Raw genomic sequence first — 22169 nt, 5'->3', positions numbered from 1 at the left:
GGCGGCGGCGGGGCGAAGGGGGCGGAACTGGCGGCAGGGGTGGATCAGGCCGCCTGCAGTTCCTGCGCGGGGAGCCGGCCCGCGCGTACGGCCCGGGTCAGGGCCTCGTGGTCGCGCTCGTTCTGATCGGCGTAGGCCTCCGCGAAGGTGGCGAGGGCCCGGTCGAACGACTCGCCGCCGCCCAGGTACGCGGCGATCGCGATCCGGTCGCCGGACCGGGCGTGCGCACGCGCCAGGGTGAACCCGCACAGCGCGCCGAACGCCCGCATGTCCTTCGGCCGCATCCGCTCCGGCATGGCGATGCCCTTCCAGTCGCGCAGTTGACGGACGTAGAAGTCGCGCTGCTTGCCGTCGAACCCGTCCACCCGTTCCCAGCCGAGGAAGATGTCGCTGGTGGCCTGCATCAGCCGCTGGCCCGAGACGACCCGCTCGCCCTGGTTGGCGTACTTGCTCGCGCCGACGTGCGGGGCGAGGACGGACGTGTCGGCCTCCTTGGCCTGGAGGAAGAGGGGGTCCCGGCCGTCCCGGCCGAGCAGGAGGAAGATCCAGCACCGGGTGCCCACGCTGCCGACGCCGACGACCTTGCGGGCGACGTCGGCCAGCCGGTAGTCCTCGAGGAGCGTGCGCCGGTCGGACGGCAGGGTCCTGCCGTACCGTTCCAGCAGACCTCTGAACTGGCGTTCCAGACCGACGCGCTCGATGTCCGGCAGCAGATCGGAGACCGGGACGAGCAGCGGGGGGTCCGCCGCGATCCTGGGCAGGCCGTCGACCGTCTCGGTGAGCTTGTCGAACACCTGGAGACTGTCGCGGGTACGGGCCTTGGCCAGGGCCTGGCTCAGATTCCGCTGGCTGCGCTTGGCCAGCCGGCCCGCGGCGAGGGTTTCGAGGACGTCCGCGCCGACCTTCGCGTACCAGACGTCGAGGTTCCCCATTCCCGCGAAGCGGATCATCGACTCGCGGTACTGGCGGACGGTGGCCCGCACGATACGGGCCCGCTGGGCGTCGTCGAACCCGTTGGCCCGGCCCGCGATGACGAGACTGGCCGAGAGCCGCTTGACGTCCCACTCCCACGGGCCCGGCAGGGTCTCGTCGAAGTCGTTGATGTCGAACATCAGCTGTCGCTCCGGCGAGGCCAGCAGCCGGAAGTTCAGCATGTGCGCGTCCCCGCACAGTTGCGCCGTAAGACCCGAACTCGGGCTGCCGGCCAGGTCGGAGGCCATGATCGCGGCGGCGCCCCGGTAGAAACGGAACGGGGACTCCATCATCCGGCCGTAGCGGATCGGGACCAGTTCGGGCACCCGTGCCGCGGACTGCGTCTCCAGGATCGACAGCGGATCCGGCCGGTGGCGGGACGGCTGGTACACGGCGTGGCCCGACCGCGGCGAGCGGCGGCGCGCCGCCTTGCCGAGGGCCGCGCGTTCCTCGGGCGTGGCGTGCGGTGCCGCGCGCATCGCCGTGGTCGCGTTCTGGGACATCGAGCCCCTCCTGCCTGTGGTGCCGGCCCCGACGGTCAGGCCTGGGGCTCGATCCCGGCGTCGGCGACGGCGATGGCGATGCCGAGGGCGGTGGAGATGTTCCCCGCCGCCGTCATGACACGGGCGGTGCCCACGATGGGCGCGATGGCGACCAGCACGTCCTGGAGCTGCTCGGCGGTCAGGCCGGCCCGGAGGGCGGGGTCGATGTGGGCCACATAGGAGATGGGCGGGGCATCCGACGCGGCGAGTGCCGCGATCCGCGTGAGGATCAGCATGTCCGGGGGCAGCCCGCACCGCTCCAACGAGTCGACCGTCATGGCGGCGAGGGTGTCCAGGACAGGGGTTTCAGATGCAGTGGACATGTCGCATGCCCTCCTGGGTGAGGTGTGAGCCGGGGGAGACATGGGCGCCGGGGCTCCGGGTTCCGCGAGCTCGGGGCTTCCCTCAACGGTAGAGCGGGTCCGGGCCGCGCGCACGGGAAGGGCTGGTGGGCCCCGTGGGGCGGCCGTTTCGACGTGACCCCTACGGATGTCTCGGATGTCCGTTTTGGCCTGCGGCAGCAGAATGGTCACTGTCCACCCGTTGGGTGAGGGATGGGAGACCTCCATGAAGGACCTCAAGTTCGAGCAGAAGCGCTCGCTGTCACGTCGTGAGGCGGCCGACCAGCTCACGGCACTGGCCGAGGCCCTACGGGAGGGCGGGGAGGCCGACATCGAACTCACCCCCGGAACGCTGAGCCTGCGGATCCCCGACGACCTCCGCAGCGAGATCGAGGTCGAGATCGGCGACGGCGAGGTCGAGCTGGAGATCGAGTTCAAGTGGCGGACGGCCGGCAGCCGCACGGCGTCGAGCGAAGCGGCGAAGCCGACCCCGGACAGGCCGACCCCGGACAAGCCGACGCCCCGAAAGACCACGCCTGCCACGTCCGCCCGAAGCGGACCGAGCAGACCGAGGACCACGAAGCGGGCCCCCGCGAAGACCCCCTGAACCGGGGCCCGCGTGAACCCCCTGTGATCAGGGATCTCTCCGGGGCGGACCCCGATGCGTGGGCGGGTGGCCGTCCGGCAGTGTGAGGGCATGACCTCGATTCGTATGTCACGCAGGGCCTTTGGGGGCGTCAGCCTGTGGGGGACGGTCGCTCTGGCCGCCGCCTCGGTGCTGCCCGCGGGCCGCGCCCATGCCTCGTCCTCGCCGCTCCCGCCGTTGGATCCCGTGGCGCTGCAGGCTGCTGTCGACGACCTGGAACACCCTCCGTCGACCGCGGCCCAGTTACGGGTCGGCGGCACGGCCGGCCGTTGGTACGGCACCTCGGGGGTGGCCGACCGCCGCACGCGACGGCGTGTGACGGCGTACGACAGGGTCCGGATCGGCAGCATCACCAAAGCGTTCGTCGCCACCGTGGTACTGCAGTTGGTGGCGGAGGGCCGGGTCGCCCTGGACGTGCCGGTGCGGCGCGTCCTGCCGGGGCTGCTGCCGCGCCGCTTCGCGCCTGTCACGGTGGCGCACCTGTTGAACCACACCAGTGGACTGCCCGACCATGTCGGCACCCCGGAGCCGAGGACAGCGGAGGAGGTGTTCCGGCACCGCTTCGACCACTGGACGCCGCACGAGTGGGTGGCGACGGCGACGCACGGGCCGCTGAAGTTCGCCCCGGGCACCCGGCAGGAGTACCGCGGCATCAACTACGTACTGGCCGCACTCATCATCGACGAGGTGACCGGCCGCCCCTACGGGAAGGCCGTCGAGTCCCGGCTCCTGCGTCCGCTGGATCTGACGCACACCGTCGTGCCGGGCGACGACCCGCGTATCCACGGCCGGCACGTGCACGGCTATCTCCGCATGACCGACGGCACCCTGCGGGACATCACCACCTACGATCAGTCGTCCAGCCGCGGCGAGGGCGACATGGTCTCCACCACGAGGGACCTCGACCGGATGCTCGCGGCACTGTTCTCCGGCGACCTGCTCCCCCCTGAGCTGCTTCGGCTGATGTTCACCCTCCCCCCGGACGACGTGCGCATGCTGGACGGCTCCCCGGCCCGCTACAGCACCGGTCTGCAGCAGGCCACCGTCAACGGCGTCACGTTCTGGGGCAAGACCGGTGAGACCTACGGCTACAAGAACGCCGCGTTCTCCACCCGCGACCAGCGGCGCGGCTTCGTGCTCGTGTACCACCCGACGACCGCCCGCGACGGCGAGGAGAGCCGGATGATCGCCCGCGTCGCCGACCTGCTCACCCGCGGCGCGGGCGCCGCGGATGCGGCGCCCCGGTCATGACCGAACGCGCGGGTCACAGCCACGCGTCGCGCCGCCTCTTCCTAGGCGTCGGCACCCGGCAGTACCCCCGGCAGCAGGTTCGGCAGATTCGGCAGACGCAGCGTGGTGAGGGACGGCGGGGTGTCGGAGTCCGCTTCCGGTTCGGTCGGGGTGTCGTCGCCGATGGACATGATCGAGCCGTTCTGCTCGGCGTCCGGGGAGACGTCGGGCTCGGGCTCGTCCGACTTCCGCACATCCGGCGCCGGTGCCTTCACCTCCGGCTCCTTGGTGACCGGCTCGGTCTCGGCGGTGGGCGCCTCGGAGCCGGAGACGGAGAGCGACTCGGGGCTGGCGGTGACGCCGTCCGTGAGCCAGCGCTGGATGGTGGAGTTGTCCCGGCCCTTCACCACGACATCGGCCTTGGCCTCGGACTCGGTCGGGGCGACGGCCAGCCCCTCGCCCCACCGGGGCAGCAACTCCCCCTGCGCGCTGAAGTCGTAGCGCACGTCCTCGCCGCGCCGGGAGTCCTCGTCGGCGCAGGTGCCGAGCACGACGACACCGGCGTCCACCTGGGAGTCCAGGCACAGCTCCGGGTTGGCGACACTGCGCAGCAGCCCGTCCTCCTCGTAGGACCACTTCTGGGTCCAGTCGGAGGAGCACACGGCGAGTTCCGTGGAGGCGCCCTTCACGGCCTTGCCGCCCTGGATGTCGAGGCACAGGTCGGCGGCCTGGTTGCGCAGCCGGGTCTGCTGGGGTGCCGTGGGACGGCCGGCCTTCGCGGGCGGCGTCGGCGAGGCGCTGGTGCCGCTCTCGTCGCCGGTGTCGGGCGCCGTGGCGGCACCGCCGCCGGCGCTGGTGGACGCGGCGGGGTCCGCACCGCTGCCGTCGTCGGACAGCAGGGCGGCCCCGAGGATCGCGGCGAGCAGCGCGCCGGAGGAGACACCGACGGTGAGCAGGGCGCGGGGGGAGCGTGCCCCGGCGGTGATCCGGCGGCGCTGGGTGGGGATCTGGGAGAGCAGACGGTGCTTGCCACCGCCGCCGGAACGTCTCGAATTGCCCTTGAACGGCATCCGGCCGGGCCGGGAGTCGAGATAGCGCCGCGCGCCCCAGCCGAGCACGGCCTCGGCGATGACCCCGCCGAGTCCGCCCTCGAAATGACTGAGCTGCTCCGCCGCGTAACGGCAGTAGCGGCACTCCAGCAGATGCTGCTGCACATCGGGGAGCAGGGCACCGCCGCGGCGAATCGGCACGTCCAGCAGGCGGTTGTAGAAGCGGCAGTCCTTGGAGGGCGCGAGTTCCCGGTGGGCGCGCACACAGCCCTCGCGGAATTTCTCGCGCGCCTGCTCCAGCGTGGCGGTCGCGCTGTCGGCGTCCAGCCCGAGCAGACCAGTGGGTATGGTTATCGTTTCGGCTTCTACCTCGGTGTGCCACAACAGGCACTGGGCGACGGCCGGGAGAGCCTGGAAAGACCGCTCGACGAGCTTGCGATTTTCGGGCGTCATGGACTTCGCCGCCCGCATACCGCGGCCTCCGGCGGGTTTCCGGAGGTCCGGCAGAACACCGGAGACGCCTTCCTCGGCGGACCACTCCTTGACGGTGTCCCGCGCGGCCACGAGCAGCCTGGGCCGCAGCGCGACGCCCGACTCGCCCCGCATCAGCCCGTCGAACACCCGATGGAAGGCGGTCGCGGTGACCATCGAGGCGACACTGGACCCCGAGGCGAGGCAGATGACGGCGTAGTCGTACGTCGGCTGCCAGTGCCGTGCCATCAACAGGGCGGCGGGATCGCCGGTGCCGCCTTCCGGCCAGCCTCGCAGCCGGGCGGCGAGAGTCTCGTCGGACTCCCCGGGGACCGGTCCCGGTGCGGGCGCGAAGGCAGGGCGGGGAGGGTGGGGGGTGTGCACAGAGCGGGTTCCTTCCAAGGCACAAGATGGCACACGGAGTTGTGACCGCCGAAAAGGGCCCTGGATTGGTGCGTACCTTTTGGCGGGCGCCTGGAAAGCGGCCGGGGACTGAGCCGCACGATGGCCGTCGACCTTGAGCCTTTTGGACTCTTCGGTGACCCGAAAACCCAATTGGCCTTTCAGGCCGGGCCCTTGCCCATGCGCAGGAAGGTCACCCTTGCACAAGTTACTCGTGGCTAACAAGGCACTTGGGCAACATCTGCATCACTAAAAGCAGGTCAGGTGACCGGAACACAGCACTCCGATTCGCAGAACGAACCCTTCCGGTTCCATGGTGGATTCGTGGTTCAAGCGCCCCGTGTGAACCGCGCGCACGCCTCGGTGGCCTACGCACTCTCCCGGTGCGAGGAGGGTTGGTTGTTGACTGAAAACGGCCGACTCGCTTGGGCCACGCGCGGAACGGCGGCTCTCCCGCGCGAAACGGGCCGCCGACCTTGTTCCTCCCGCCCTCGGTCGGCGGCCCCGGCGTTCCGCGTCAGATCTGCCAGGAGCGGAGGCAGTCCGCCGCCCCGTACACATCCGTCTTCCCGGAGATCAGATCCCGGGCGAGGTCCACGAGGGCACCGTAGGGCGGGTTGATGCCGACACCGCTGACGAACATGTACGCGACGGCCGTGGCGCAGGCGAACCGCGCGTTGGCGGCCGGCAAGGGCTTGAGCACCGCCAGGGTGTGCAGCAGCGCGGCGGCCCGCCAGGCCGGGTCCGAGTCGACCCCGAGGCGTGGCGGGTCGACCCGGTGCCGGGCCACGGCGGCGACGAGGGCGGAGAAGTCGTTGATCGTGGGCTGCTCGGGGAGGACCTCTTCGTGCCGCTGGAGCAGCCAGGGCACGTCGATGTGGATGACGGGAGCCATCGGTCAGACGGCCCGTCCCTCGACGGTGCGCGCGACGGGTTCGTCCTCGGGGAAGGCGGCGGCGAACTCGTCGGCGTGCGCGGTGAAGAATTGCCGGAAGGCCTCGGCCCCCTCCTTCAGCGCCCGGTGTCGCACGATGTCGGCCGCGGCCGCCTCCCGCACGAGCGCCTTCATCGACGTACCGCGTTCCTTGGCTATCTGCCGCAGGTCCTCTAGCTCGCGGTCGCTGAACTCCACATTCAGAGCTGGCATGCGCCAACGGTACCGCGCGGGTACTTACCCGTAAATATTCCCAGGTCACCGGAGGTGCGATGCGGTACCGAAAAGAAGCGGGCGGCACCCCTGGCCGGGGTGCCGCCCGCCCGGGATCAGGTCAGGGACTCAGGTCTGGTCCGCCACGAACGAGGCCATGCGGGCCAGCGCCGCGTTCCAGTTGATCGTGTGCTCGTTGGTCGACCAGGACTGGATGTCGTCGATGTAGCAGAACTGACCGACGCAGCCCTGGAGTTTGCCCTGCGCGAAGGGGTCCTGGATCCCCGAGTTGGCGCCGCCCGCGAGGGTGCCCGCGGGCGGGTTCGGCTGGGTCGGGTCCAGCTGGTGGGCGTACCACCGGGCGTGCTGGTTGTGGGCGTTGACCTCGCCGTATCCGGTGACGTACGAGATGTTCAGGGCGTTGCGGCCGAAGAGGTAGTCCATGCTCTGGAGCGCGCCCTCGCGGTACTTCGACGCGCCGGTGAGGTCGTACGCGGAGGCGATGACGACCGCGTTGTTGAGGATCTGGTGGTTGGATCCCCAGTCGTAGAGGTTCTTGTCGGGGGCGTAGGGCATGCCGTACGGATGGTCCTGGAGCGTCGCCAGGTAGCGGTCGGCGCCCTTGATCACGGACTGGCGGACCTTGTCCCTGCCGGGCAGCTTGTTCGGAACGAGCGCGAGGTCGAGGCGCCCGGCGGCGGCCGTCCTCGCCCAGTCGAAGCCGATGGGCCCGAAGATGTCGGCCGTGTGCACCGGCGAGCCGAGGACGAAGTCGGCGTACTTCTTCTCGCCGGTGGTGAGGTACAGCTGGGCGGCAGCCCAGTAGAACTCGTCGGCGACGTTGTTGTCGGCGTAGGTGCCGCCGCCGGTGCCGTCACTCTCGGAGGCGTACATCTCGGGGTGCGCCCGGGCGGCCTCCCATGCGGTGCGGGCGGCGGCGAGGTTCTTCGCCGCGTAGGCGCGGTCGAAGGGGCGGTAGAGGCGGGCCGCCTGGGCGGCGGTGGCCGCGAGGTTCAGGGTGGCCGCCGTGCTCGGCGGGTGCAGTTCACGCTTCTGCGGGTCGTCGGCCGGCATCAGCGGCAGACCGGTCCACTGCTCGTCGTGGATCTTGTGGTGGGCCATGCCGGCGAGCGGCTTGCCCTGCGGCACCTGCATCTTCAGCAGGAAGTCCAGCTCCCAGCGGACCTCGTCGAGCAGGTCGGGGACCTTGTTGCCGCTCTCGGGAATGTCCAGCGAGCCGTCGCCCAGCTTGTGGGTCCGCCCGGTGCGGGCGTACAGGGAACGCTCGTACGTGCTCAGCACCTCCCAGGTGGAGATGCCGCCGTTGACGACGTACTTGCCGTGGTCGCCGGCGTCGTACCAGCCGCCGGTGACGTCGAGGGTGTAGTCGCAGACGCCGGGCTGGCAGGGCACGTCGTCGTCGCCCTTGTTGGGGGCGGCGTTGAGGTGTCCGGCGGCGCGGCCGTAGCCGGGGCGCAGGTCGTCGCGGATCGCGATGCCGCTGCGCTGGGTGTAGTAGTACTTCAGCGAGTCGAGCCGGAGCCTGCGGTAGGCGCTCGGGTCGATGTCGAAGGGGCGGCTGGTCTCGCCGTCGACGACCAGGGTGAAGCCGGTACCGCGCTTGTGGTAGGAGCCGAAGTCGATGGAGTGGACGTTCTGCCCCGAGGAGGCGTCCACACCGCGCGGGCGGGTGGAGCCGCGGGCGACCACGGAACCCGAGGCGTTCTTGAGTTGCCACGGCAGTTTCGCGGTGGCCTCGGTGACGAGGGTGGCGTTCTTCGGCCCGGCGGGCAGATAGGCGACCTGGTTGACGCGTACCCGTGGTCCGGTGTCGGGCTCGTAGACCTCCGGCGGCACCCCGCCGAGCAGGGACACGTCGTCCATGCAGAAGGTGAACGGGTCGGCGTTGCCGCCCACCTGGAAGCCGACCTGCGCCTGCGCGGTGTCGACGGGTGAGTTGAAGGTGTACGAGTACCGGTCGCCCGAGACGTTCAGCTGCGGGCTCACCTCGAAGTAGGTGTCGTACGGCGCGACCTGGAGGCCGACGATCGCCCGCAGGACCTTGCCCTGGGGGACACCGGAGGCGGAGAAGCTGAACCGGTAGGACTCGCCCTTGACCAGGGTGACGTCGTTCTGGCCGACGGCGGCGTCCCAGCGGTTGGGGGTGCCGCCGGGTATCTCGGCGCACAGGCGGCCGTCGGTGAGGGCCGCGGTGACGTTGCCGGTGGTCCACCACGGGGCGGTGGTGGTGTCGAACGTGCCGTTCTTGACCTGTTCGACCTCCTCGGCCTGGGCGGACCCGGCGGGCAGCGCGGTCAGTGTCGCCGCGAGCAGGGTCGTCAGGGCGAGCAGGGTGGTTCTACGTCGTTTCACGTCTGGGCTCCTCGGAGGAGGTGGGGGCGCACAGCGGTGACACGTGGCGTGGGAGCGCTCCCAGATGCGGACGATGGCCATGCTGTTCGAGACATGACAGCCCGTCAACGGTCCGGACAGGACGGGTTTTCCCACCGCAAACGGAACGGACGGATCCGCCGTTCAAACGGAACGGACGGATCCGCCGGGCCGGAGCCAACCGTGCCGCCCTCGGCGGCGGAGCCTCCCCTCAGCCCCGTAGCACCAAGGGCGACGGGGCCCCGCAGGGCATCACAACCGATCGCGGCCGATCGCGACCGAACAGAATCCGGCGGATTCCACCAGGGGCGCCAGGGGTCCCGCAGGCCCCTCGCGCCCGTGACAGCGCTACAGCCCCCGCAGAATGCGGTTTCGAGTCCCCTTTCGTATCGGAGCACATAGGCTTGAATTCACCCGTAAGCCCGTTCGGTCCGGCGGAATGGAACTCGCGACGATGAGGACCCGCAAGGTAACGCACGGTGACGAACCTGCGTATGCCCTGGACGGTGCCGCCACGGCGCGGGCGGTCCTGGACCGCGAAGGCCGCGTCGTCGAGTGGAACGAAGGAGCTGGACGCCTGCTGGGCCGGCCCGCGGCGGAGGTCGTCGGACGGCCCGCCGCCGAGCTGCTGGCCCCGGAGGCGTCCTATGTGCCACCCCCGCCGGGCAGCCTCAGCTGGAGCGGCACGCTCGCGCTGCGTCACCGCGACGGACACACGGTGACGGTGTGGCTCCTCGCCCACCAGCGCGGACCGAAGGACGGCGACGGCAGCGGCGGCTGGCTGGTTCTGTGCCCGCTGGACGACCCCGGCCCGCTGGTCCGCGACGATCCGCTCGCCGCGGCGGTCATGGTCCAGTCGCCGTGCGCGATGGCGGTGTTCGACGACCGCCTGCGTCTGCGCGGCATCAACGACGTGATGGCCGACGCGGTCGGCATCCCCGAGAGGAAGCTCCGGGGACTGCACATGTCGGAGATCGTGGGCGGCCGGCAGGGCGAGAAGCTGGAGGAGGACCTGCGCGAGGTGCTCGCGCGGGGCCGGCGCAAGGACGTGCAGACGTTCCTCAGGGCCGCCGACGAGAACCGCGCCCATGCCTGGTCGGCGGCGATCGCCCCGCTGTGCGACGACACCGGCCGGCCGATCGGCGTCTGTGTCACCGGGCACGACATCACCGAGCAGTACCTGGCCCGTCAGCGGCTGCAGCTGGTCAACGAGGCGAGCATCCGCATCGGCACCACCCTCGACGTCCGGCGCACCGCCCAGGAGCTGGCCGACGTGTGTGTCCCGGCCCTCGCCGACTTCGTCAGCGTCGACCTCATGCAGTCCCTGGACCACGGCGACGAACCGCACGAGGGCCCCCTGTCCGCGCCCTTCACCCTGCGCCGCGCCGCCCACCAGTCGATCACCCCCGGCAGCCCCGAGGCCGTCGTCGAGATAGGCCGGACCGACGTCTACCCGGCCACCTCGCCGCAGGCGGCCTCACTGTCGGTGGGGCACACGATCGTGGCGACCGACCCCGCCAACACGCTCGTGGACTGGCTCGCCTGGGACCCCCTGCGCAGTGCGCGGGTCAAGGAACTGGGCGTCCACACCACCATGTCGGTGCCGATCCGGGCCCGCGGCACGACGCTCGGCGTGGCCGTCCTGACCCGCTTCAGACGCCTCGACCCCTTCACCCCGGACGACGAGCTGCTGGCCGAGGAGGTCACGGCGCGGGCGGCCGTCTGCATCGACAACGCCCGCCGCTACTCCCGCGAGCGGGAGACCGCCCTCGCCCTCCAGCGCAGCCTCCTCCCCCGGTCCCTGCCGCGCATGCCGGCCCTGGAGGCCGCCTCGCGGTACCTTCCGGCCGCGCAGGCCGGAGTGGGCGGCGACTGGTTCGACGTGATCCCGATGTCGGGGATGCGGGTCGCGATGGTCGTCGGCGACGTCGTCGGGCACGGCGTCCAGGCCTCCGCCACCATGGGTCGGCTGCGCACCGCCGTCCGCACGCTCGCCGACGTCGACCTCGCCCCGGACGAACTGCTGACCCACCTCGACGACCTCGTCGTCCGGCTCTCCGCGGAGGCCGGCAGCGAGGGCGTGACCGGTGAGGTGGGAGCCACCTGTCTGTACGTCGTCTACGACCCGGTGACCCGGCGTTGCACGTTCGCCCGCGCCGGCCATCCGCCGCCGGTGGTGCTGGACCCGGACGGGCGGCCGATGGAGGTGCACGTGCCGTCGGGGCAGCCCCTCGGCCTCGGCGGACTGCCCTTCGAGTCCGCCGAACTCGAACTGCCCGAAGGCACCGTCATCGCCCTCTACACCGACGGGCTGATCGAGACCCGGGACCGCGACATCGACGCCGGCCAGGAACTGCTCGCCGACGCGCTCTCCGGCCGCAAGGGGCCGCTGGACGACATCTGCCGTGAGGTCGTCCAGTCGCTGCTCCCCGCGGGCGGCGCCCCCGACGACGTGGCGCTGCTCCTGGGCCGCACGAGGGGGCTGAGGCCCACCCAGGTCGCGACCTGGTCGGTCCCGGCCGACCCGGCGTTCGTCGCCCGCACCCGGCAGTACGTACTCACGCAGATGGCGCTGTGGGGCATCAGCGAGGCCGCGTTCACGGCGGAGCTGGTGGTGAGCGAGCTGGTCACCAACGCCATCCGGCACGGCGCCCCACCGATCCAGCTGCGCCTGATCCACGACGAGACCACCCTCATCTGCGAGGTCTCCGACGGCAGCGGCACCGCCCCCCATCTGCGCCGGGCGAAGACCTTCGACGAGGGCGGCCGCGGACTGCTGCTGGTAGCCCAGCTCACCCAGCGGTGGGGCAGCCGGCACACCGAGGACGGCAAGACGATCTGGGCGGAGCTGACCCTGTCGGAGGAGTGACGTCGGTCCCACGAGGGTCCGGCACAGCCGGAGGAACCGGGCGCGTCCGACCTGCGCTTTTCCGTCGGGGCAGCCGCCCGGCCCGTCTTCCGGAGCGCCCGTGGGAGCCGTACGCCCGTTCGTCGTGCGCTCGTCCACGGCGGTAATGTTCGTCAGTCGCCGTGCCACCGAAGTCCCGAAAGTCCTTTTGTGAACACCGCCCTCGCCGAGGTCCTCTCCGTCTTCCTTCTCATCGTGGTACTCGGCGCCGCGGTCGCCCGTCCGTTCGGGCTGCCGGAGGCCGTCGTCGCCGTACCGGCGGCCGGGATCGCGGTCGCCACCGGCGCCGTCTCTCTCGACCACGCGCGTGACGAGGCCGAACTGCTCGGCCCGGTGCTCGGGTTCCTCGCCGCCGTGCTCGTGCTGGCCAAGCTGTGCGACGACGAGGGGCTGTTCAAGGCGTGCGGAGCCTGGATGGCGCGGGCCTCGGCGGGGCGCCCCCAGCGGCTGCTGGGCTCGACGTTCGTGCTGGCCTCCGGGATCACGGCGGTCCTGAGTTTGGACGCGACGATCGTGCTGCTCACACCGGTGGTGTTCGCGACCGTCGCCCGGCTGGGCGCCCGCCCCAAGCCGCATGTGTACGCGACCGCGCACCTGTCGAACACGGCGTCGCTGCTGCTGCCTGTCTCCAACCTGACCAACCTGCTGGCGTTCACCGCGGGCGGGCTCACCTTCACCCGGTTCGCGCTGCTGATGGCGGCGCCCTGGGCGGTCGCGGTGGCCGCCGAGTACGTGGTGTTCCGGCGGTTCTTCGCGGACGACCTCCGCATGGCGACGCCGGTGGAGGAGACCGTCGAGCGGCCGCAGATGCCGATGTTCGCGCTGGTCACCGTCCTGTGCACGCTCGCCGGGTTCGTGGTGACGTCGGCGCTCGGCATCGAGCCGGCGTGGGCGGCGCTGGCCGGTGCGCTGGTGCTGTCGGTGCGGGCGCTGGTGCGGCGCAGCACCACCCCGGTGGCGCTGTTCCACTCCATCTCCCTCCCCTTCCTCGCGTTCGTGCTGGCCCTGGGCATCGTGGTGCGGGCAGTGGTGGACAACGGCCTCGCCGACGCGCTGGGCCGGGTGATGCCGTCCGGTTCGGGCCTTCTGGCCCTGCTGGGGGTCGCCGCGCTGGCCGCGCTGATCGCCAACGTCATCAACAACCTGCCGGCCGTCCTCGTCCTGGTGCCGCTGGCGGCGCCGCTCGGCACGGGCGCCGTCCTCGCCGTCCTCCTCGGCGTCAACATCGGCCCCAACCTCACCTACGCCGGGTCGCTGGCGACCCTGCTGTGGCGGCGCATCGTGCACCACCACGACCACGATGTGGACCTCGGCGAGTTCACCCGGCTGGGGCTGCTCACCGTCCCGGCGGCACTGGGTTCGGCCGTGGTGGCGCTGTGGCTGTCGCTGCGCGTCTTCGGCGGCTGACCGGGCCCGTACGGCGCCGGCCGGCCGGACCGAAGGGGCCGACGCGGCCGGTCGCCGCTCAGCCGCCGTCCCTGAGCGTCTGCCGGTACGCGCCCGGCGGCACCCCGTAGCGCTGCCGGAACACCCGGCTGAAGTGGAACGGACTGCCGAACCCGGAGGCCGTGGCCACCCGCTCCACGGGCAGTTCGGTGGCCTCCAGGAGCCGCGCGGCGTGCAGCAGACGGGCGTGCAGCAGTGCGCGCATCGGGGAGTGGCCGACCTGCTCGGTGAAGAGATGGGCGAACCGCGACGGGGAGAGCGCGACCCGCTCGGCGAGGGAGCGGACGGTGTGCGGGGCGCCGGGATCCGCGGTGATCAGGTCCTGCGCGCGCCGGACCCTCGGGTCGGTGTCCGACCGGTGGGGTTCCGCGCGGGCCGCGGTGAGCAGCACGACCTCCTCCAGCGAGCACAGGGCGAGCTCACGGGCCGCGGTGCCGTGCGCCACCGCGACCTCGCCGTCCACCGGGGCGCCGTCGGACGGCGGGGGCGTGCCCTCCCCCGTCCAGCGGGCGTCGGCGAGCATCCGACGGAAGGCGGAGTCGACGCGGTCGCGGCTGCCGTCGGGCGCCGGGGTCACGGCGTACACCCGGTCGCCGATCTCGTACGGCCGCAGCCACGCCGCCCAGGACGCCCTCGGCTGGCAGTGCACCCACCAGAACGCCCAGTGCGCGGCGCCGGGTCCGACCGCGTAGTGCTGGGGCACGCCGGGCCCGAGGACGACCAGGTCGCACGGGTGCGCGAGGGTCCCGGCGGCGCCCTGCCGGACGACTCCCCCGCCGCCCGTGGTCCAGGTGAACAGCCAGCTGTCGGCGCCGTCCGGCCGGTTGACGGCGTAGGGCGGGCGCTGGTCGAAACGGCCGATGATCACCTGGCCCGGCGGCGGCGACGGATCCGCGGGCGCAGCGGTCCCGGACAAGTCGTCAGCACGCACAGGCATCCTCCCGAAAGGCGCTTCGACCTAGCGTGAAGCACAGCGGACACCGAAGGGAAGGGACGCTCGGATGGCAGTCACAGGCAAGACCGACTTCGAGGAGAACGGCTATCTGGTGGTGCGGGGCCTGTTCTCCCCCACCGAGATCGATCGGCTGTGCGAGCGGTTCACGGCGCTCCAGGCGGGCGGCCCGATCCCGGGGCACTTCCAGCCCCGCCCGCCTACGCCTGACGCCCCGGCCGACCCGCTGCACACCCACCCCCGGGTGATGCATCCCCACCGCATCGACGACCTGTCCCTGCGGGTGCTCCTCGACGCGCGGCTGCGGGAGGTCCTGGAGGAGTTGCTCGGGGAGGAGGTCCTGGCCGCGCAGAGCATGTTCTACTTCAAGCCGCCGGGCGCCCGGGGGCAGGCGCTGCACCAGGACAACTTCTATCTGCGGGTGGAGCCCGGCACCTGTGTGGCCGCGTGGATCGCCTGCGATGTGATCGACCGCGAGAACGGCGGCCTGGAGGTCGTGCCGGGGACGCACCGCATGGACCTGTTCTGCCCGGAGGAGGCCGACGAGGAGCTGTCCTTCGTCCGCGAGTACGTTCCGCCGCCGCCCGGACTCACCCCCGTGCCCGTCGACATGGCGCCGGGTGACGTGCTGTTCTTCAACGGCAGCCTGGTGCACGGCTCACAGCCCAACCGCACCACCGACCGTTTCCGGCGCTCCTTCATCGGCCACTACGTCGGCCGGTCCACCGAACGCATCGGGCGGTACTACGAGACGCTGACGATGAGCGGGGAGCCCGTCGCGCTGCCGGAGAGCGAGGGCGCGGGCCCGTGCGGCACGGAATTCGAACCGGCGGGCGCCCCCTGACGACGGCCGGCACCGCGGGTCCGCGTCGGGCGCCGTACAGCGGGCGGCGTGCCGTCCCGCCGCGGCTGCGGGGTGTGCTGTCCCGCCGGGGCCGGATGGCGGGCCAGCCGAGTTCCAGCAGGTCAGCCGAGTTCCAGCAGCCCCCGCCGGACGGCCTCCGACACCGTGCTCGCCCGGTTCTCCGTGCCCAGCTTGCGGTAGATGCGGACCAGGTGGGTCTTGACCGTGGCCTCGGTGAGGTGCAGGGAGGCGGCGATGGAGCGGTTACTGCCGCCTCGCGCCAGCAGCCGCACGACCTGGATCTCCCGTTCGCTGAGGACGGTCCCCGGATCGGCCAGGGGACCGGCGAGGTGTCCCGCCACCTCAGGGGCGAGGCCCATCCCGCCCGCCGCGGCGGCGCGCACCGCACGGAACAGTTCCTCGGGCGGGCCCGCCTTGAGGATGTAGCCGCGGGCGCCCGCCTCCAACGCGCGGACGACATCGCCCTGGCCGCTGTAGCTCGTGAGGACGACCACGTGGGTCTGCGGGGTGCCGGCGACGATGCGACGGGTCGCGTCGAGTCCGTTCAGCCGGTCGCCCGGGTCGGTGTCGAGCGTCAGGCGGAGGTCCATCAGGACGACGTCGGGGCTGAGCCGGGCCGCGAGGCGGACGGCTTCGGCGCCGTCACCCGTCTCACCGACCACGTCGAAGCCGGGCTCGCCGGAGAGGAGGGCGCGCAGCCCGGCCCGTACGACGGTGTGGTCGTCGACGATCAGGACGCGGAGCGGGGCACGGCTGTCGTTCACCGGCCGCCCGCCCTGCCCGCCCGGCCGGCCAGAGCGGGGGTGCCGACGGGGAGGGTGGCGCGGGCGAGGGTGCCGCGTCCCGGAGCGCTGTCGAGGGTGAGCGATCCACCGAGGGCGCCGAGGCGTTCCCGGCCCGCGCTCAGCCCGTGGCCCCGGTCCCCGCGGCGGGCGGGCGCCGTCTCGGTGTCGAAGCCGACGCCGTCGTCCCGTACCTCGACGGTGACCGTGGTCTGTTCGCGGTGGTCGAGGGTGACCCACACATGGCGGGCGCGGGCGTGTTCGCAGGCGTTGGCCACCAGGCCCTGGGCGACACGGAGCAGGGCGGCGGCCCGCTCGGCGGTCAGGGCGGCCGGGCGGCCCTCGGCGCGGAACACCACGTGGGCCGGTGTGCTGGTGCGGCGGGCGCACAGGGAGCGCAGCGCGGTCCCGAGGTCGTCGTGCTCCAGGGCGGGCGGGGTGAGGTCGCGGATGATGGTGCGGGTCTCGGCGAGGTGGGCGCCGAGCGCGTCGGCGACCGCCCTGACCTGGGTCCTGGCGAGGTCGGGGCGGCGGTCCCAGTCGCGGTCGGCGGCCTGGAGGAGCATGCGGCTGCCGGCGAGTTCCTGGGCGAGCGTGTCGTGCAGATCGCGGGCGATCCGGGCGCGTTCGGCGAGCCGACCGGCCTCGCGCTGGCCACGCGCCAACTCCTCACGGGTGCCGCGCAGTTCGCCGAGGATCCGCTGCTGGCGCCCGTAGAGGGCGACGGTCGCCCAGACCGCGGCGGCCGGCGGCGCGACCCGTTCGATGTCGAGGGTGCCGGTGGCGCGGGCCACGAACAGGACGACCAGGGCCGTGATCACGCCGACCGCCGCCAGGGCCGCCCGCTCGCCGAACATCCTGAGCGCGAGGATCGCGAGCGGGACCGCGAGCCAGGTGTAGCCGCTGCCCAGCTCGGCGGGGACGGCCCAGGAGATCCAGCACCACAGGCCCAGCAGTGTGCCCAGCCAGACGGGTCTGCCCCGCCGCCCCAGCCGCCCCCAGAGGGCCAGTCCGCCCACGTACCCGACCGCGAGCAGCACGGTCGGGGGCACGACGATCCAGCACAGCGCGGAGTTGAGGTCGACGAGCCGGATCAGACCGCCGATGACGACGGTCAGGAACGCCAGGTCGGGCAGTCGTCCTGGCGACAGCGGACGCAGGCGCGCGGCGGCGGGGGCGGCGATGGCGGGCACGGCGGTGGTCTCCTCCGCGACGGTCCGGACTGGCGGGCGACCAGCCGAGTGTAGGGAGTTACCCGTGTGACCGTAGTGAAGGATGACGCCGTGCCCGCTGTTGTGAGTCAGTCGGTCACCGACCGGGGTGCAGACCCAGGGACCCCGGCGTGGGGTCGCCCTTGACCTCGCCGAAGTAGAGGGCGAACGTCTGCTTCAGCCGTTCGACGTTCGCGCGGTCCTCCATGAAGCGGGGGAACCCGTCGACATGCGCGTTGTCGTACTCCCAGACGGGCTTGAGCCCGCCGGCCGGGGTGACGTCCGTGCGGACGGACCAGCCGTTGTAGGAGCCCTGCTGGCGCTCGGTGGACAGCGACCAGTTGAGGTACAGCTTGGCGGCGGTCGGGTGGGCGGCCCTGCGCAGGATCGCGGCACGCTGGCCCCAGGCCATGAAGGGATGCCCGTCGGCCACGGCCCAGCGGGTGGGGGCGCTCGCGGGGGCGGTCAGTGAGCCGGAGCCGCCGACGCCGATGGCCTTCTGCCCGGCGTTGACGGCGACGCCCGGGGAATGCGAGCCCCGGTTGAACTGCGGCTGCTGCGCGGCGAACTTCGCGATCCAGTCCCAGCCGTACGCCTGCTGGTAGAGGGAGAAGAGGTAGAGCACCGCGTCGTCGTCGTGCGGGTAGGACGACGCGATGCGGCCCTTCCAGCGTGGATCGACCAGCTCATAGGGCGACTTGGGTGCCTCGGCGCCGACCGCGGCCACGTCGTACAGGTAGCTGAAGCCGATGACCGACACGGCCGTCCACGCGCCGTCCGGGTCACGGAAGGGCCGGTACACCTTCGAGAGCCCGGCGGGCCGGTACGGCAGCAGTGCGCCGAGGTGCTTCCAGCGGGTGAAGTCCTGGAGGGTCTGGAGCTGGACGACGTCGGGGACCAGGGTGCCGGTGGCGAGCTGGTTGTCGACGCGGACGTCGTGGTACTTGCTGTAGTCCACGACGACCGTGAGGTCGATGTCGGGGAAACGGGCGCGGAACGCCGTGGCCATGCCGTTCTGCTGGGTGGCGGTGTCGCCGCCCGCGTAGATGACGAGCCGGCCCCCCTCGGCGACGGCGGCGCGGTACAGCTCGTCGAGCGACCGGGTCTCCTCGCCGCGGGCCGCCGCGGAGCGGCTCGACACCGTCCCCGGGGCCGCGGCCCGTGCGGTGCCGCCGACGGCGAGTCCGCCGAGCGCGGCACCCGCCGAGGTGGTGAGGATGCGTCGTCGGCTGAGATTGCTGGCCATGGGGGGTACGGTCCTTTCCGCGGCTCTGAGACGTTCGGCGTGCCGCCGGGGCGGCGCCGTCAGTCTGCGGCCGGGTGAGGATGCCGCGCGTCGTCCGAAGGCCGATGATCGGTTCAACCGTTCGGTTGAACGCGGGGGTCCTCCGTCGCCAGCAGGTCCAGCGCCCGCTCCCACCGGAACTCGGGGCGTACGCCGTCGGATCGGACCTCGCCGTCGTACGGGTCGCCGAACCGTACGCCCATGCCGCGCAGTCGCTCCAGGCCGGCGCGGTACGCCGGGTGGGCCGCCAGGGCCTCGGAGACGCAGGGCAGGACGGCGATGGGGACGCCGAGGCCGTACGCCTCGCAGAGGGTGCCGAGGGCGAGGGTGTCGGCCGTGCCCGCCGCCCACTTGTTGAGGGTGTTGAAGGTGGCGGGCGCGACCACGACGGCGTCCGGCGGCGGGAAGGGCCGCGGGTCGCCCGGGGAGCGCCACGCGGAGCGGATGGGGCGGCCGGTCCGTGCCTCGACTGCCGCCGTGTCGAAGAACCCGCCCATGGCGACGGGGGTCGCGAAGACCCCGACCTCCCAGCCCCGTCGCTGTGCCGCCGCGATGAGTCTGTCGACCTCGACGGCGATCCCCGCGGCGCAGACGACGACGTAGAGGAAGGGCCGGTCGGGGGCGGGTGCCGGGCTCTGCCGGGTTCCTGGCGCGGTGTCGGTCATCCGTGGAACCCTACTGAACCGCCGTCAGCCGCCGGGCGCCCGCTCGACGAGACGTTCGACGTCCGCGGGGGCCGGTACGGCGGCGGCGCGCCCGTCCCCGGCCCGGGCGCCGTAATTGGATTGCGTGGGCGGGGCGCCCGCCCCCAAGCTCTGCCCATGTACATCACCGATGCCCTCCTGCCGCCGACCTCCGCCGCCGCTCGTCCGGTGCGGGGCCGGCAGCAGTCCGGCCGACCGTGGGGACCGACGCCGCCCCGGTCATGACGGCCGCGCTCGTCGCGGGGCTCCTCGCGGGCTATGGCATCGCCATCCCCGTCGGAGCGGTCGCGACCTATCTGGTCTCCCTCACCGCCCGTACGTCCCTGCGCACCGGCGCTTGCGCCGCTCTCGGCGTCGCGACCGCCGACGGGCTCTACGCCCTGCTCGCCGCCCTCGGCGGTACGGCGCTCGCGGTCGCCCTCCAGCCCGTGCTGGAGCCGTTGCGCTGGGCGTCCGCCCTGGTGCTCCTCGCGCTCGCGGTGCGCGGCGCGATCACGGCCCTGGGCCAGTACCGCGCCCGGCGGCTGCCCGACCGGCAGCAGCGGGACCCGGTGGGCCCGGCACGCGCGTACACCGCGCTCCTCGGGATCACCCTCCTGAACCCCACCACCGTCGTCTACTTCGCCGCGCTCGTCCTGGGCAGCCGCGCCGCCGAGGCCGTACGCCCCCTGGAGCAGACGGTGTTCGTCCTCGCCGCGTTCCTCGCCTCCACGAGCTGGCAGCTGCTGCTGGCCGGTGGCGGAGCCCTCCTCGGCCGCGCGCTGACCGGGCACCGGGGGCGGCTGGCGACGGGGCTCGTCTCGAGTGCCGTCATCGCGGTGCTGGCGGCACGCATGCTGCTGCCGTCCTGAACACCGGGTGGTCCGGGCACGGGAACCGTTTCCGCGCCCGGACCACCCGGTGAGGATGAAAACGGCGGGGGCGTGTGTTGAAGAAGGGGCGGTATCCGGACCCGACAGGAAGGGACTGTTGCCCCATGCCTCTTGAAGGCGAGTATGTGCCGAGCCCCACGCAGTGGGTGCGCGACCAGGTGGAGTTGTACGAGAGCTCGGGCGGCACCGAGGGGACGACGCTGCTGGACACAGGGATGCCCGTCGTCATCCTCACCACCCGCGGCGCGAAGAGCGGCAAGATCCGCAAGACCCCGCTGATGCGCGTGGAGCACGACGGGCGGTACGCGGTCGTGGCGTCGCAGGGCGGAGCGCCCACGCACCCCGTCTGGTACCACAACGTCACGTCCGACCCGCACGTGGAACTCCAGGACGGCGCGACCCGACAGGACATGACGGCCCGTGAGGTCACCGGGGACGAGAAGGCCCAGTGGTGGGAGCGCGCGGTCGCCGCGTACCCGCCGTACGACGACTACCAGAAGAAGACCGACCGGGACATACCGGTCTTCGTGCTGGAGCCGGCGACGGGCGCGTAGGGGAGGCCGGGGCGCCCGGTCGAGCGGGAGAAAAATCCTCGGATCGACGCGCATGATCCCCCGGAGGCCGGGCATCCGAGTCTCAGGCCCCGCCGCGTTCCCCCGTCGCGGCGGGGCTCTTCGCTGTCTTCTCGCCCCCCGCGGCCCGCTCCCCAGGCTCTTCCCGCTCGCCCCGCTCGCCCCGCTCGCCCCGCTCGCCCCGCTCGCCCCGCTCGGCCTGCTGTGCCCGCCGCGCCGCGCGGGCGTCCGTCACGTCAAGGAAGATCTGTTCGGCCTCGGGGACGATGTGCGCGATGGAGCGCTTGATGCGTACGGCGATCTCCTCGACCCGTTCGCTGTCGAGGCCGGGGACGAGGTCCACGCGGGCGGCCACCAGGGTGGAGTCCAGACCGAGCTCCATGGTGAGCAGGGCCTCGACGCTGTCGATCTCGGGCTGCGCCTCCAGCAGGGCACGGATCTTGTCGCTCGACTCGGCGCCCGCCGCGCGCCCGATGAGCTGCTCGCGGGCGTCCCGGCCGAGCCAGAACGCCACGTACATGAGGAGCGCTCCGATCCCGAACGAGGCGAGCGCCTCCCAGAGCACCTGCCCCGTCACCATGTGCAGGGCCATCCCGGCGATCGCGAGGGTCACGCCCAGTACGGCGGTGCCGTCCTCGGCGACGACCGTCCGCAGCGCCGGGTCCCGCAGGCCGCCCGCGCCGCCCTGCGCGCGCACCTGGTGCAGGGCGCGCAGCAGGGAGGCACCCTCGGAGAGCAGGGCGACACCGAGGACGACGAGGCCGGCGACATAGCCGTCGTAGGAGTCCTCCGAGCCGCCTGCCAAGGCGTGGAAGCCCTGGAAGACGGAGAAGCAGCCGCCCATGACGAAGATGCCGACGGCAGCGAGCAGGGACCAGAAGAAGCGTTCCTTGCCGTAGCCGAAGGGGTGCCGGCTGTCCGCCGGGCGGCGGCTGCGGCGCAGCGCGGCGAGGAGGAAGACCTCGTTGAGGCTGTCGGCCACCGAGTGCGCGGCCTCGGAGAGGAGGGCCGGGGATCCGGCGAGCAGTCCGCCGATGGTCTTGGCGACGGCGATCACGAGGTTCGCGCCGAGCGCGACCAGGACGGTGACGCGGGTCCTGCGGTCGGCGCCGTCCGCGCCGCCCCGCCGCGGGGTCGGCTCACACAGCTCGGCCGCACCGTCCCCGAGCCCCTCCCGCTCGTCGGGCCCTGCGCCGTCCGTGCGATCCGGCGCGTGTTCCGGCATCCGGCGCCCCGCCCCGTCCGGGTCGCCCGGTGCGTGGTCCGGCGCTTCGAGCCCCGCCCCGTCCGCTTCGCGCGGTGCACGTTCCCGCCTGTCGGATCCCGCCCTGTCCGCGTCGCGCGGTGCGCGTTCCCGCCTGTCGGATCCCGCCCCGTCCGC

At 72.5% G+C, this 22169-nt stretch carries 19 protein-coding genes; 7 read left to right on the top strand and 12 right to left on the bottom strand.

Annotated elements, in window-relative coordinates; translation table 11 throughout:
- Nucleotides 1–44 precede the first annotated feature (44 nt).
- A complete protein-coding gene (locus tag M8J73_RS03665; RefSeq protein ID WP_249828215.1) occupies nt 45–1475 on the bottom strand; it encodes a DUF2252 domain-containing protein in 1431 nt (476 codons plus the stop codon).
- A gap of 35 nt (nt 1476–1510) precedes the next feature.
- A complete protein-coding gene (locus M8J73_RS03660) occupies nt 1511–1837 on the bottom strand; it encodes a carboxymuconolactone decarboxylase family protein (protein WP_055540247.1) in 327 nt (108 codons plus the stop codon).
- Nucleotides 1838–2081: 244 nt separating this feature from the next.
- Here M8J73_RS03660 and M8J73_RS03655 point away from each other — a divergent pair, with 244 nt between their 5' ends.
- Nucleotides 2082–2462: an amphi-Trp domain-containing protein gene (locus M8J73_RS03655; protein WP_055540248.1), complete on the top strand. Its 381-nt coding sequence runs from the start codon at nt 2082–2084 to the stop codon at nt 2460–2462.
- A gap of 90 nt (nt 2463–2552) precedes the next feature.
- Nucleotides 2553–3752, top strand: a complete 1200-nt coding sequence (locus M8J73_RS03650) for a serine hydrolase domain-containing protein (protein WP_055540249.1) — start codon at nt 2553–2555, stop codon at nt 3750–3752.
- A gap of 41 nt (nt 3753–3793) precedes the next feature.
- Here the strand turns inward: M8J73_RS03650 and M8J73_RS03645 are convergent, their stop codons facing one another.
- From M8J73_RS03645 to M8J73_RS03630, 4 genes are all read right to left on the bottom strand, one after another.
- Entirely contained in the window at nt 3794–5635 is a 1842-nt protein-coding gene (locus M8J73_RS03645; protein WP_249828214.1) for a ricin-type beta-trefoil lectin domain protein, read from the bottom strand.
- Nucleotides 5636–6170: 535 nt separating this feature from the next.
- Nucleotides 6171–6548, bottom strand: a complete 378-nt coding sequence (locus M8J73_RS03640) for a hypothetical protein (RefSeq protein WP_055537770.1) — start codon at nt 6546–6548, stop codon at nt 6171–6173.
- Between the two features lie 3 nt (nt 6549–6551).
- The gene (locus M8J73_RS03635) at nt 6552–6800 is read right to left on the bottom strand and encodes a hypothetical protein (RefSeq protein ID WP_055537769.1); all 249 of its coding nucleotides are present in this window, start codon (nt 6798–6800) and stop codon (nt 6552–6554) included.
- Between the two features lie 129 nt (nt 6801–6929).
- Nucleotides 6930–9173 (bottom strand): glycoside hydrolase family 9 protein, encoded by a 2244-nt coding sequence (locus M8J73_RS03630; protein ID WP_055537768.1) that lies wholly within the window; start codon nt 9171–9173, stop codon nt 6930–6932.
- A gap of 472 nt (nt 9174–9645) precedes the next feature.
- On the opposite strand from M8J73_RS03630, the gene M8J73_RS03625 reads away from it, so the two are divergent.
- Entirely contained in the window at nt 9646–12060 is a 2415-nt protein-coding gene (locus M8J73_RS03625; protein WP_206187791.1) for a SpoIIE family protein phosphatase, read from the top strand.
- A gap of 189 nt (nt 12061–12249) precedes the next feature.
- The gene (locus M8J73_RS03620; RefSeq protein ID WP_055537767.1) at nt 12250–13506 is read left to right on the top strand and encodes an SLC13 family permease; all 1257 of its coding nucleotides are present in this window, start codon (nt 12250–12252) and stop codon (nt 13504–13506) included.
- Between the two features lie 58 nt (nt 13507–13564).
- Here the strand turns inward: M8J73_RS03620 and M8J73_RS03615 are convergent, their stop codons facing one another.
- Nucleotides 13565–14482: a helix-turn-helix domain-containing protein gene (locus M8J73_RS03615; RefSeq protein ID WP_079054727.1), complete on the bottom strand. Its 918-nt coding sequence runs from the start codon at nt 14480–14482 to the stop codon at nt 13565–13567.
- A 64-nt stretch (nt 14483–14546) separates the two neighbouring features.
- Between M8J73_RS03615 and M8J73_RS03610 the strand changes: the two genes are divergently transcribed.
- Complete coding sequence (locus M8J73_RS03610) at nt 14547–15341, top strand: phytanoyl-CoA dioxygenase family protein (RefSeq protein ID WP_055537765.1); 795 nt, start codon at nt 14547–14549, stop codon at nt 15339–15341.
- Between the two features lie 122 nt (nt 15342–15463).
- On the opposite strand, the gene M8J73_RS03605 is transcribed toward M8J73_RS03610, so the two are convergent.
- The 4 genes from M8J73_RS03605 to M8J73_RS03590 all read right to left on the bottom strand — a co-directional run bounded on the left by M8J73_RS03605 (nt 15464) and on the right by M8J73_RS03590 (nt 19305).
- Nucleotides 15464–16126 carry a response regulator transcription factor gene (locus tag M8J73_RS03605; RefSeq protein ID WP_249828213.1) on the bottom strand — a complete coding sequence of 221 codons (663 nt, stop codon included), beginning with the start codon at nt 16124–16126 and terminating at the stop codon, nt 15464–15466.
- Complete coding sequence (locus tag M8J73_RS03600) at nt 16123–17337, bottom strand: sensor histidine kinase (protein WP_249828212.1); 1215 nt, start codon at nt 17335–17337, stop codon at nt 16123–16125. Before M8J73_RS03600 ends, M8J73_RS03605 begins: the two co-directional genes overlap by 4 nt.
- Nucleotides 17338–17452: 115 nt before the next feature.
- Nucleotides 17453–18601, bottom strand: coding sequence for an ABC transporter substrate-binding protein (locus M8J73_RS03595; RefSeq protein WP_055542606.1), 1149 nt, complete (start codon nt 18599–18601; stop codon nt 17453–17455).
- Nucleotides 18602–18714: 113 nt separating this feature from the next.
- Nucleotides 18715–19305: a flavoprotein gene (locus M8J73_RS03590; protein ID WP_055542605.1), complete on the bottom strand. Its 591-nt coding sequence runs from the start codon at nt 19303–19305 to the stop codon at nt 18715–18717.
- A gap of 260 nt (nt 19306–19565) precedes the next feature.
- On the opposite strand from M8J73_RS03590, the gene M8J73_RS03585 reads away from it, so the two are divergent.
- Both M8J73_RS03585 and M8J73_RS03580 read left to right on the top strand, forming a co-directional pair.
- Entirely contained in the window at nt 19566–20195 is a 630-nt protein-coding gene (locus tag M8J73_RS03585; protein WP_055542607.1) for a LysE family transporter, read from the top strand.
- A 125-nt stretch (nt 20196–20320) separates the two neighbouring features.
- Nucleotides 20321–20770 carry a nitroreductase family deazaflavin-dependent oxidoreductase gene (locus tag M8J73_RS03580; protein ID WP_055542604.1) on the top strand — a complete coding sequence of 150 codons (450 nt, stop codon included), beginning with the start codon at nt 20321–20323 and terminating at the stop codon, nt 20768–20770.
- 82 nt (nt 20771–20852) lie between these two features.
- Here the strand turns inward: M8J73_RS03580 and M8J73_RS03575 are convergent, their stop codons facing one another.
- Nucleotides 20853–22013, bottom strand: coding sequence for a cation diffusion facilitator family transporter (locus tag M8J73_RS03575; RefSeq protein WP_249828211.1), 1161 nt, complete (start codon nt 22011–22013; stop codon nt 20853–20855).
- Between the last annotated feature and the right edge of the window lie 156 nt (nt 22014–22169).

It is taken from the genome of Streptomyces neyagawaensis, assembly GCF_023516595.1.
Lineage (GTDB): Bacteria > Actinomycetota > Actinomycetes > Streptomycetales > Streptomycetaceae > Streptomyces > Streptomyces neyagawaensis.
This window is presented reverse-complemented; position numbering and strand designations above follow the sequence as displayed.

What these genes read in the sequence shown, in the direction of transcription:
- M8J73_RS03595 (WP_055542606.1), bottom strand. Translation starts at nt 18,601, where the DNA reads ATGGCCAGCAATCTCAGCCGACGACGCATCCTCACCACCTCGGCGGGT.
- M8J73_RS03660 (WP_055540247.1), bottom strand. Translation starts at nt 1,837, where the DNA reads ATGTCCACTGCATCTGAAACCCCTGTCCTGGACACCCTCGCCGCCATG.
- M8J73_RS03655 (WP_055540248.1), top strand. Translation starts at nt 2,082, where the DNA reads ATGAAGGACCTCAAGTTCGAGCAGAAGCGCTCGCTGTCACGTCGTGAG.
- M8J73_RS03585 (WP_055542607.1), top strand. Translation starts at nt 19,566, where the DNA reads ATGACGGCCGCGCTCGTCGCGGGGCTCCTCGCGGGCTATGGCATCGCC.
- M8J73_RS03640 (WP_055537770.1), bottom strand. Translation starts at nt 6,548, where the DNA reads ATGGCTCCCGTCATCCACATCGACGTGCCCTGGCTGCTCCAGCGGCAC.
- M8J73_RS03575 (WP_249828211.1), bottom strand. Translation starts at nt 22,013, where the DNA reads ATGCCGGAACACGCGCCGGATCGCACGGACGGCGCAGGGCCCGACGAG.
- M8J73_RS03615 (WP_079054727.1), bottom strand. Translation starts at nt 14,482, where the DNA reads ATGCCTGTGCGTGCTGACGACTTGTCCGGGACCGCTGCGCCCGCGGAT.
- M8J73_RS03650 (WP_055540249.1), top strand. Translation starts at nt 2,553, where the DNA reads ATGACCTCGATTCGTATGTCACGCAGGGCCTTTGGGGGCGTCAGCCTG.
- M8J73_RS03580 (WP_055542604.1), top strand. Translation starts at nt 20,321, where the DNA reads ATGCCTCTTGAAGGCGAGTATGTGCCGAGCCCCACGCAGTGGGTGCGC.
- M8J73_RS03635 (WP_055537769.1), bottom strand. Translation starts at nt 6,800, where the DNA reads ATGCCAGCTCTGAATGTGGAGTTCAGCGACCGCGAGCTAGAGGACCTG.
- M8J73_RS03590 (WP_055542605.1), bottom strand. Translation starts at nt 19,305, where the DNA reads ATGACCGACACCGCGCCAGGAACCCGGCAGAGCCCGGCACCCGCCCCC.
- M8J73_RS03665 (WP_249828215.1), bottom strand. Translation starts at nt 1,475, where the DNA reads ATGTCCCAGAACGCGACCACGGCGATGCGCGCGGCACCGCACGCCACG.
- M8J73_RS03610 (WP_055537765.1), top strand. Translation starts at nt 14,547, where the DNA reads ATGGCAGTCACAGGCAAGACCGACTTCGAGGAGAACGGCTATCTGGTG.
- M8J73_RS03625 (WP_206187791.1), top strand. Translation starts at nt 9,646, where the DNA reads ATGAGGACCCGCAAGGTAACGCACGGTGACGAACCTGCGTATGCCCTG.